Source organism: Taibaiella soli, assembly GCF_003236175.1.
Classification (GTDB): Bacteria; Bacteroidota; Bacteroidia; order Chitinophagales; family Chitinophagaceae; genus QKTW01.
Genome location: NZ_QKTW01000016.1, coordinates 55462 through 66377, shown reverse-complemented (window position 1 = coordinate 66377; position 10916 = coordinate 55462). Strand labels below are relative to the sequence as shown.

General features: G+C 43.4%; 3 protein-coding genes. 1 reads left to right on the top strand and 2 read right to left on the bottom strand.

Annotated features, from left to right (window positions below):
• Window positions 1–64: 64 nt before the first annotated feature.
• Window positions 65–5974 carry an alpha-2-macroglobulin family protein gene (locus DN068_RS10380; RefSeq protein ID WP_110998848.1) on the bottom strand — a complete coding sequence of 1970 codons (5910 nt, stop codon included), beginning with the start codon at window positions 5972–5974 and terminating at the stop codon, window positions 65–67.
• Window positions 5975–6131: 157 nt separating this feature from the next.
• Between DN068_RS10380 and murB the strand changes: the two genes are divergently transcribed.
• Window positions 6132–7145: a UDP-N-acetylmuramate dehydrogenase gene (gene murB / locus DN068_RS10375; protein WP_110998847.1), complete on the top strand. Its 1014-nt coding sequence runs from the start codon at window positions 6132–6134 to the stop codon at window positions 7143–7145.
• Window positions 7146–7184: 39 nt separating this feature from the next.
• Here murB and DN068_RS10370 read toward each other — a convergent pair whose 3' ends face one another.
• Window positions 7185–10898: a sensor histidine kinase gene (locus DN068_RS10370; protein WP_123985305.1), complete on the bottom strand. Its 3714-nt coding sequence runs from the start codon at window positions 10896–10898 to the stop codon at window positions 7185–7187.
• Window positions 10899–10916: the final 18 nt, after the last annotated feature.

Here is a 10916-nt window from a genome sequence, read left to right as displayed (position 1 = left end):
CAGATTCCTACGTCGTACCTCCTCGGAATGACCTGCGCGGTTTGTGACCCATCTCGTGAAAAGACTATTTTCCTATAATCTTCATCCTTTTTACTATCGTATTTCCATACTCCTTCGGATAATACATCATGCCTGCTCTTGCCGGATTGACGCTGTAACTGCCTTTGTAACGCGCTTCCAGCACTACATCGAAAGTAAAAGTGCCTTTCGGTAACCAGTTGCAGAAGATGACGGTCTGGTCTTTGAAATTTTCACGGTACACTTCGTTTGGACGATAAGCGTAATCCTTGCTTTTTGATACTACGCAACCGGCTGGTACCGGCACTTCAATCATTACATATTCGCTTTCACGTTTGCAGTGAACCACCGCGCGCATGGTTATTTTTTCACCTTGTTTTAATTGAAGCAAAGTATCGGTTTGATTCAGGAAATAAATCTGCACATTGAAGATCGAATCATGCACTTTCGGCTGCAGGTTAAAATGATCATACACGACAGAAATATACACCGGCGAAAAACCTTTCTTGTTGAATGTAAATTTCGGATTGCGATCATGAACATCATATGTTTTCGGAAAGCTGCTTACAGAGTCTGTAATGCTACCGGAAATCAACACACGCGTTGGTTTGTTTTTACTGGCGCTGTTCATCGTACGTATCAGATCCGGCAGAATGGTAGTGAGTACTAATCCGCTCTGGGCAGTATTTTCGTAATAGCCGCCTCTTCTTTTAAACAGAATATAATCCAGTACTTCCTCTTTCCGTTTGCCGTAAATGCTATCGTCTTTTATTACCTGATACGCCTGCAATGTAGTGGCAAGATCATTGCGGTACCAGTCATAGTAATTGTATTTGCCGCCCCAGTAAATGCCATGGTGTGTTTCCTGTGCTTCTTTCATCAGGCTGTCCAGTTCTTTGCGATACGGAAGTCCTTGTTCTTTTTTGATTTTTACGAGTGTAAAGCGATTGTAGTTGTCCAGCTGCAGTGTATCCAGTTCATTTAACAACAGTTTATAGTCAGTTGCGAAATGCCCGCCAGACAGCGTTGCCAGCGATGCGATTTTGTCGGTTATCAATGCAGACTGCAGGTTATCGTTGAGATACGTCAGACCTTTGCGGATCACATAATCGAGCCAGCCGTCTTTGTTGATTTTCTGAAAAGTGCTGATCACATAGTTGGTGATGCGTACATCGTTTGGTGTATTCTGCCACCAGCCAAATGAACCGTCCCTGTTCTGTGCACGCAAAATACTTTCCAGTATTTTTTTCTTTTCAACAGTGTTGTTTAGCTTCTTGTCGCCGATGAGATTTTTTACTTCTTCTTCATAGTAAATCGCAAGCAGTTTAGATGTAAGCTGTTCGGTACAGCCATATGGATATACCTTCAAGTGTTCGATTTCGTTGAGTAAAACTTCAAGCAAACTGCCGTCTACAAATACATGTGCTTTACCGGTATAGTGTCCGGCGGCGGAATCCGGAATGCTGGTTACCACCGTGTCTCCGTTGATACGCAGAAACATTCCTTCAGTTTCTATGGCGCCTACCGGCAATACGGGTATGGTCCGTTCTTCACCGTCGGTATATCCATTTGGTGCTGTGATCGAAAAGCTAAGTGGCAGTTGTGTGGTATCAATGCTATTGTTTCCGGGTGCAGCAATCATTATCCTGGAGACTTTGGAGCTGTGCAATGTCATTGTATCGGCCAGCAAAGATGTTCCGTTTTGCAGGAAGGATACTTTCAATGAATAAGGATTGCTGGTGTAATTCGCCACCTTGCCGATCACTTCTGCGGAATCGCCATAGCGTAAAAATCTTGGTGCGGAAAGTTCTGCAGATAAAGGTTTGAAGGCGCGTGTGAGTGTAATAATGCGTGCGGAATAGCTCTTGCGGTTCATCGCCAGTACATAGGTTTTCCATGAGGTTACATTATCCGGATAAGTTGCGGTGAATGATGCGTCGCCATTTTTGTTGGTCCACAGATTAGGTTCCCAGATAGCCCAGTCGCGGAAGTTTTTGCGAATGCCGGATGCCTGCATCATGTTGTTGGCAAAGTCGTTGATGAATGTTTTTGATTTTTCGGAGTGCAGGTAATAGTTGCCTTCTTTGGCATTGATCTCTTTATCGATTAATCCTTCCGGGCCGCCCGTCGTAGAGGCATTTTTACGTACCTGTACGCCATCAATGACGTAGAGTGTGCCATCTGCACGTCCACCGCCAATGTTAAGATATGTGCCTCCTTGTTTTTGCTGGTAGATACCTGTAGACAGCGACGCCATATCTGCTGTATTGCGTGTGGGCATAGTCCTTATTTCTTCTCTGCTGATGGTGGCGCTGCTGCCGTAACTGTTGGCACGCATCGGTCTATAATACTCTACAACTTCGGCGCCGCGTTTATACAATCGCCAGTCTACCCTTACTGACAAATCTGCTTTTACAACAACATCTTTAAGTGTGCCGACAAAGTTTCCATTGACGATAAAATTGAGATCATACGTGCCTGGTGCAATCGGATAGATGGAATAGCTGCCGGTTGCATCAATTGTTGTCTGTGCAATAACGCCGCCACATTTGGTTGCTGAAACTATTCCGGGATTTTTGGATGGTTCTATGCCATAAATGGATCCGAGTATTTCTCTGCCACCTTTTGCCAGGATTTGTTCTTTTCTCGGAAGCTTTTCGTTGATTGTATATTTTTTCAGCAAAGGAATCGGCGCGTTATAATCAAATTTGCTTTGCGGGTGGGTGTAGGCGATCGGTACAATCGTTGTGCCGCCTGCTTTTACGGTTGTCACAGGCAAATAACTAATGCTGTCATTATCCCAGATTACGATGCCCTGATATTTACCCGGTGGTACATTATATGTTTGTCCTACCGGGAAGTTGACGTATAAAAATGTATCAGTCGCGCTTTTCACAACCAGATAGTGCACGTGGTGCATTGTGGCCGCCAGATAAACAAGCTTTGCTTTTTTCATAGTTTCCGGAACTTCCGGATAGTTGCTGGATATAGCATGTATGACGATCGGCGTATCACGGAGTTCATAATGAAGCGAGGCCCTCGACGGAACATAAGTGCAATCCAGTGTATCGAATTTTTGTGGATTGGGAGTGACAAACTGATATTGCGGTGTTGTTGATTGCCATGAAAGATGTTGCGATAGCAGATCAAAAGTGTATTGTTTTTCCACGCGTGTCATGTCTGGCCGGAAGCTGAATATTTTATTTCGTTCTGGCTGAAAGCGAAGCTTGGTATTGTTTTGCTGGAAAAAGTAGATGCTGTCATTCATGCGTAGCGGACCAACTAATGAATAGTTCGGCGATTCTTCCGGATTGTAATAACGGTTGTATTGATAGCTGTAATCGTTTGCCCATGGTAGTTGGCGAAGATTAGTGGCAATCGTTTGTAACGGGTACTGAAGAAAATCTGCCTCTATGGGCGTTTCATTTTTGAAAAGTAATAAAGTTGCTGCGAGCTGATCTTTCTCTCCGTTTGTCAATGTATCCGGCATGTCTTGTTTGCCTGCAAAAAGCGCCAGATGACTTGCTCTTTTGTCGGTAAACAATGTATCTGCCACGCGTCGTTTGGTGTAATAAAATCCAATACTGTCAGTGTTGACGAAGACGTTTGTTTTTTGCTGGTCGCAGATATCGATTCCGTTAATGTTGTACCAACCGTCGGGCATGCGCAACGAAAAATTATAGATACCCGGAGTTAAGAAAATGCCTGCAGGATTATAACCGGATGAATAGCGGTAATAAACAGGTGTGCCATTAGCATAAATCACTTCTGGTTGATAAAACTCATTTCCTTTCTTTAGAAAGAAAGCAACTTGTGGCAATGTTGATTTAGGAATATCAAAGTTTAGCCAGGCGATATCATCCGGTAGCAGGAAAATGTTTTTATAGTAAAACACAGTATCCGCATGCGATTTTGCCAACCAGTCTTTTGTTGGTGCGAGCGATAAATAACGTACCGATGTGCCTTCAATACTGTGCGCAAAATCCGGGTCGCCAATAGCAGGTTTCAGCGGATAGTTATAAGGAAGGTCGGGCGTGAAGTCTTCTTTAAATTGATTATTGAATGCCAGTACTGTCAGGTTTGTTTTATCGATCGGCTTGCCTTCTTTATCGCTTAGATGAATGTTGATGGAATCTGTTTGTCCCGGGAATACAAAGTCTTTTTTATGAAGATCAATTTGCAATGCACGATCAAATTTAAAGATCTCCAATCGTCTGTTTTCGACTTGTCCGCGCCATTGAAAGCCGCCGGTCACTGTTACTGTCTTCCCCTTCGGACTATAGAATCGAAGTAAGGTATCATTCTTCACAATGCCCGACCCAACATAGTCTTCACCTGCATATGCGCTGTAGTAAAACCATACTTTTTCAGGATCGGAAAGTTGTAGATAAGCAGTGTCTTTCAGGAAATCATCAGATGAATTGAAATCGCTCGCCCGCACTATATGGTTGTATAGCACAGAATCTGGTCCTGTAAAACTAACGCTTGATTCCGCAGGTAGAATCGTGTATTCATACGGATAGCTGATTGTTTGTTCCACTTTCTTGCCTGCTTTATAATGTATGATTGTTCCGGGTCCGGAAATGGATTGTTTGTTTTTGATTAATTCAGCCAGCAGTTTATTTCCTTTCTGCGTAAAATGGACATAGGAAGGATTGGTTTTATAGCTCAGCGTAAATGCGGTGTCTTTTCGCTCAAAATTGCTGTTGACCAGTGATACAAAAACATTCATCCGCATGTTTGTATTCGGGAAGCCCGTTGTAGGAAAACCGATATAAGTTTCACCATTCGGGTCTACCGGCATCGTGGTATGATACAAGGTATCAGGCATAAATAACACACTATCTCCCGGGCGATTGATATAATCGAATGGGATAACACTGATGCTTACTGTGCCGTCTAAAACCGGAAGATTGTTGGACGTATAAGCGGATGCATAGAGCTGTACGGTATCGTTAGGCTGATAGTACTGAAGCGTTTCACCTTTTACCTTCAAAAAAGTTTCATCGAGCAGATAATCTTCCGTTTTGAATTGCTGCGTGGTGGCGATGTTTGACTGCGTTCCGGTGAGGTAAATCGTGTAATACTGATCCATGTGAATTGTGTCACCGAGCACAAATTCGCTGAAGTATACGCCGGGTTCTTCCGGCTTTAACGCAGGATTAATAATGATTTCCTTACCAGAATAGTTTTCATATAGTTTTACTTGCAAAGGTTCCGTTACCAGTTTTTTCTTGCCCGCCGGCTGTTGCAGGTAAGTTTTAAATTTTACAGTATCACCAGGATGGTATTTCGGTTTGTTGGTTACGAAGTATCCTTCATATTCCGTTTGATTTCTTTCCCGTTTTTCTTTCCTGCTGGGTTTGCTGCTGTATTCATTTTTGTAAGGCGTCCGCTTTTCAGCGCGATAACCATAGAACATAATATCCTCGCCACGGCGCACACTGATCATGCTTGATTCGTCGAGATTACGAATAATATAGCCTTTGTAGCCTGGATCATAAACAACATTTTGACCGTTGAACATTACCTGTGCATCTGAAACGGGTTGCTGCAGATCATCATCAATAGTCAGCAACTGCATTTCCCGCAGGTTGAAAATATTGACATTGAATGAAGGAATATGGATGATCCGGGTGTTGATATTATTTTCATTGGCGTCGGTTAAGAGATAATAACCTGGCGGCATAATATGTGTGTTGAGCAGGGAGTCGCCTTTTTGAAAAGGGACGGTATAAGCGGGTTGCAGCATCCAGTTGCTTTGCGGATCAATGGCGGAATCCGTGTATGCCACACGGTGCACTGAATCAACAGGAATGCGGTAAAAGCAAGTGTAAGGTGAATGCCGCAGCAGCTGTGGGGCATCCGTAAAATGAAACACATTGCGCTGTGCAAAAAGCGAAATGGAACACAATAGTAAAACAAACAAAAGGGGCATTATTCTGGACGGACGCATATTCGGAGTCGTTTGGGAAGCTTGGATCGATGAAAATTAATGCTTGAATAAATGTAATAAAAGCGCGCAGTAGGATTTTCGCAGTATTGTAAAAAAATGATTTATGAATATAACTTAGAGCCTGTTCAGGAGAAACCGCTAATTTTAGGGCATCAGTATGCAGTTACAGAAGAATATATCCCTCAAATCATACAATACTTTCGGTATGGATGTTCCTGCCGAATATTTTTTTAGTTTAACTAACGAAACAGAGCTTGCAGAAATTGTTGCTGCAAAGGGTTTTCCCAAGACAAGGAAGATACTTGGCGGTGGCAGCAATGTATTACTTACGCAACCGGTAGACGGCCTGTTACTGCTCAATCGTCTAAAAGGAATTGAGTTGCTGAAAGAGGATGATCAAAATGTATGGTTGCGTGTAGCGGGTGGTGAAAACTGGCATGATGTGGTGTTGTATACGATCGAAAAAGGCTGGGCCGGGCTGGAAAACCTTTCATTGATACCGGGAACCGTTGGTGCGGCGCCTATTCAGAACATTGGTGCATATGGCGTTGAGGTCAAAGAATGTATTGAAACGGTAAATGGCTGGCACTGGGGTGAAAAAGCATTTGTTTCCTTTGTCAAAGATGAATGCAGGTTTGATTACCGCGATAGTATTTTCAAACAAAAACTGAAGGATAAAGTGATGATCACGTCGGTGATCTTTAAATTAAATAAAAAAGCGGCGTTCAATACCAGTTACGGCGCTATTACCGAAGAGCTCGAAAAAATGGGTGTGACGGAATTGTCGATCAAGGCTATTTCTGATGCTGTGATAGCGATTCGCAGAAGCAAATTGCCTGATCCTGCAAAAATCGGCAACGCCGGCAGTTTCTTTAAAAATCCGACTATTACGCTCGCTGAATTTGAAAAGATTGAAGAGAAGCACGCAGGCATTCCTTCCTATGCTGCGGGTAATAAAAAAATTAAACTTCCCGCTGGCTGGCTGATTGAACAGTGCGGCTGGAAAGGCTACCGAAAAGATGATGCCGGTGTGCACAAAAAACAGGCATTGGTGTTGGTGAATTATGGCAATGCCAAAGGACAGGAAATCTGGGATCTTTCCGAAGAAGTGATCATTTCTGTGTGGGAAAAATTCGGTATTGAATTGGAGCGTGAAGTGCAGGTTTGGTAACATCGGGGTTTTCCTCTTTCGACGAAGTTAGAGGAGCGCTTAATGTTTTCTCAGTGGAAACTGCACGTAAAATGTGGTACCCTTTCCTTCCTCCGATTCAAACCAGATGGCACCGCTGGCAACTTCGATGATTTTTTTGGTCATGGCGAGGCCAAGTCCCGTACCAGATGATTTTGTTGTAAAATAAGGCTTGAAGATTTTTTCTTTTTTCTCCTCCGAAATGCCGCTGCCGTTGTCGGTAATGCTGATCAGCGCATTATTGTTTTCATTTAATAACCGGATGATAATTTTTCCTGGCGCATCTTCCGGAATTGATTGCACCGCGTTTTGCAGCAGGTTGGTAAAGGTGCGCAATAACTGGCTCTGGTCGATAAAAATTAGCAAAGGCTGGTCCTCTGAATGATAGGAGATATCCAGATTTTCACGGCCATTATAAAGTTGCACCTGTTTTTCCAGGAATGCATTCAACTCTATTTCCTCTGGTTTTGCCTCGGGCAGTTTCGCAAAGTTCGAAAATTCAGAAGCGATATACGAGAGGTTATCAATCTGCTCGATTAGCGTGCTGGAAACCCGCTCTGCCAAAGCTGGCACATCTGGGCGGTTTTGCATTACGGCACGCTGCAGGTATTGAATGCTCAGCTTCATCGGCGTCAGCGGGTTTTTAATTTCATGGGCTACCTGCCGGGCCATTTCTCGCCAGGCGCCCTCACGTTCGTTGTGCGCCAGTTGTATCGCCAGGTCTTCTACCTTTTTAACCATTCCGTTGTAGGCGTGTACCAGCCTGCCGATTTCATCTTCTTCATTTGGCCATTCCAGTGGTTTATTCTGATCGAGGTTTACCTGATTGAAACCGGAAATGATCATCTGCAAAGGTTTGGTGAGCGATTGCGTAAATAAATAGGCAATGAGTCCCGAAACGAGGAATACAAGCACGTACACGTTAATGAGCGCAGAGATGATTGTTGATATTTGCTCGCGGATATCCCGTTCTGAGGTAAAATAAGGCACATTGAGATAACCGAGCGTTACGCCTGTTGCTACATTTCTGATCGGCATGTAACACGATTGATAATTGAGGTTGCCGATACTCTCCTTTTGAATAACGGACGACTGCCGTTGGTAAAATAGCTTATAATAGGCGTCAGGGCGGATAATGCGTGCCAGAATGTTTTTATCGTAAATGTGGCTCTGAGAGGTTGTGTTCAAAATGCCGTGGTTGTCGAAGATATTAATATCTGCCGGCAGCCTGTTGGCAAGATCTACAATAAAATATTCAAAAGATTGCTGGTGGGTTACCTGGTTAAACCGCGTTTCATCTTTCAGTCCATCATGGGTCGTCAGATATTGATGAATCTCTGTTTCCATTTGCTGCATGGAAGCTGTTAGCCTTACAGTAGTGCTTCTGTCGTACTGGAAACTCAGAATAAAGGAGGTGGCAACGCCGATAAATGCGAAAGACCCAAGAAAGATGAGTAGAATAGTAAGCCGCAGGCGTGTGCCCAGCGGGCGGATCTTTTTCTTTCTTCCTTGCCGGCGCGGTTTGTAGATGCTGTAGAGAATCAGGTTGTGTACAGTATACAGCAGGGTTATGACTATCTGTGCGGCAAACACAAATGAAAACATGCGTGTTATCGACCAGAGATGCTCTGGTCTGTAGGAGACAACGACAGCTGTTTCTTTATTAGGCCGGTAGTAGAGAATAGAATATCCATTTTTGTTTTTAAACTCATATTCCGGATCATTTTTGTTTGACGGCGCGGTCAGTTCAAATGAATAATTATTGCTCTGAGATATTAATTTTCCGTGATCATAGATAGCATAGGCATGGTTTTGATCCATCTTTTGCTGCCGTAGATTGGATGGTTGTAATAGCTCGGGGTAAACGGTTTCATTATCTGATTTTTTCAGTGATAGTTCAATGAACACTTTACCGATCACATGGTCGCTGTCATTGTACGCACGAAATCTGGCGAGATAAACATGGGCATTATTATTATGCGCGTTGTCATTGAGGAAAACTATGCTGTCTTTACTAACAGGACTATAAAGCCATTGTTTTAATTCAGGAATGGTAAGGGAGTCACTGTTGAATAACGGTTCGTTATTTGCATTGAAAAGGTAAATATCCCATTGATATTTTTTGAGGCGCTCCAGGTAAAACACGCCAAGTCTATTATTCAGTTGCTGGCGGAAAGCTGCTGTGGGTTGGGTAAAGAATGAGCTGAGCACCTTATCGTGTTGCATCTCCGGAATGATCAGGTCGAAGACATAACGTGTCATTTGGTCATCTGATGGATTCGTCAGTTTCTCCGCAGTAATTTTTCGTGTTTCCTGTTCTTTTACCAAAGCAAAATGCTGTAGCAATGTAGTAGCTGAAATACATAAAAACACTGCCCAGAGTACCATGGGCGGAGACAAAAATTCCCGGGAAATTTTGAGGTGTTTTGAGTCGAGTAAAATCAGGAAAAGTACAACCCATACAGAAACAGCCTGGCGAAAGATTAAGTTTTCGTTATGGTAAGAAACAAGTATGGCTGTACTGATACAGCTTAGAATCAGTGCAAACAGGTATTTCAGCCACCTGTTCGGAATCATTTTATTGAACTGCAGGTTCATGTAGTAAAAGATCATCGCCGTCACGCTGATGATCAGTGCAATGATCAGAAAGGCAATGATGGTATACCGGTCGATCGTTTCATAGTGATTAAGATCAAACGATATTTTAGAGTCGACCACTAAACTTTGCAGCAGTGTAACAAAACCAAATGTGCAGATTCGCAACCAGATGAGTGCGAGCACAAATACGGAATAGCGGATAATGGTGGGTTGTTTTTCGATCCCGCCTTTTATCCAGATAGGTTTGTGAATGGCTGTAAACAGAAAGATCCATGTCAGGCAGAGTGTATCGATCATGAGATCGCCTAACGATGGAAACCACGCACTGGATGCATATAAGTTTGGAGAAAACAATTCCAGCTCACCCATTTGAAATGGCAATCCGAAAAAGTAGATAATCAACCGTAGCAGCAATACACCGCAGAGTGTAAACCAGCCGCCAACCTTGGGTGCATAGCTGCGGGCAATATGAAGTGCCATCAGCTGAAGCCACAACAGTGCCAGTATTATCGCCGCCAATGTCAGGCAAATGGTGAGTGTACCAGGTGTTGTCGGTTTTATATCCTGCGAATGTACCCGGATATAAAAAGCGGGTGTTTTGCTGAGTCCATATACTGGATAGCTGTTTTTCTCGGCATGGTAAAGTACTTCCGTCGAGTTGGGAATTTGTTGTGCTGCTTCCCAGTATGGCGTGAGGTATTCATTTTCGAACGGATATAACCATGCAATCGGTGTCAGTACAGAAATGCTATAACTTTTACCGTCGATTTGCAAGGAATCTTTAAGCGTGTAGAAAATATCCCTTTCGATATGTGTGCTGTCGTAGATCTTATTTTCATAGGCAGGATTGTTGCCGGCAGAGGCCAGGTTCGAATTCCAGAAAATAAGTTTCTCGCCCTGGTAGAGGTAGAACAGAAAAGGGAGGTCAACGATTTTTTTTAACTCGTCGTCGCTGATCGAGTGATTTTTTACCTTTTGTAATAAAGCATAGTTGTTTCTGAATGTTTCATAGGCATGTAATCTTTTTTGAAGATCGGCGGAAATGAGTTGTGCCATGCCTTCCGGAGTTGCCGCCTTTTTCCCCGACTGAAAAGAAAAGAAGGCTGCTGCCCAGCAGATCAGACAGGCAGACAACACAATCCAGTATGGGTATTT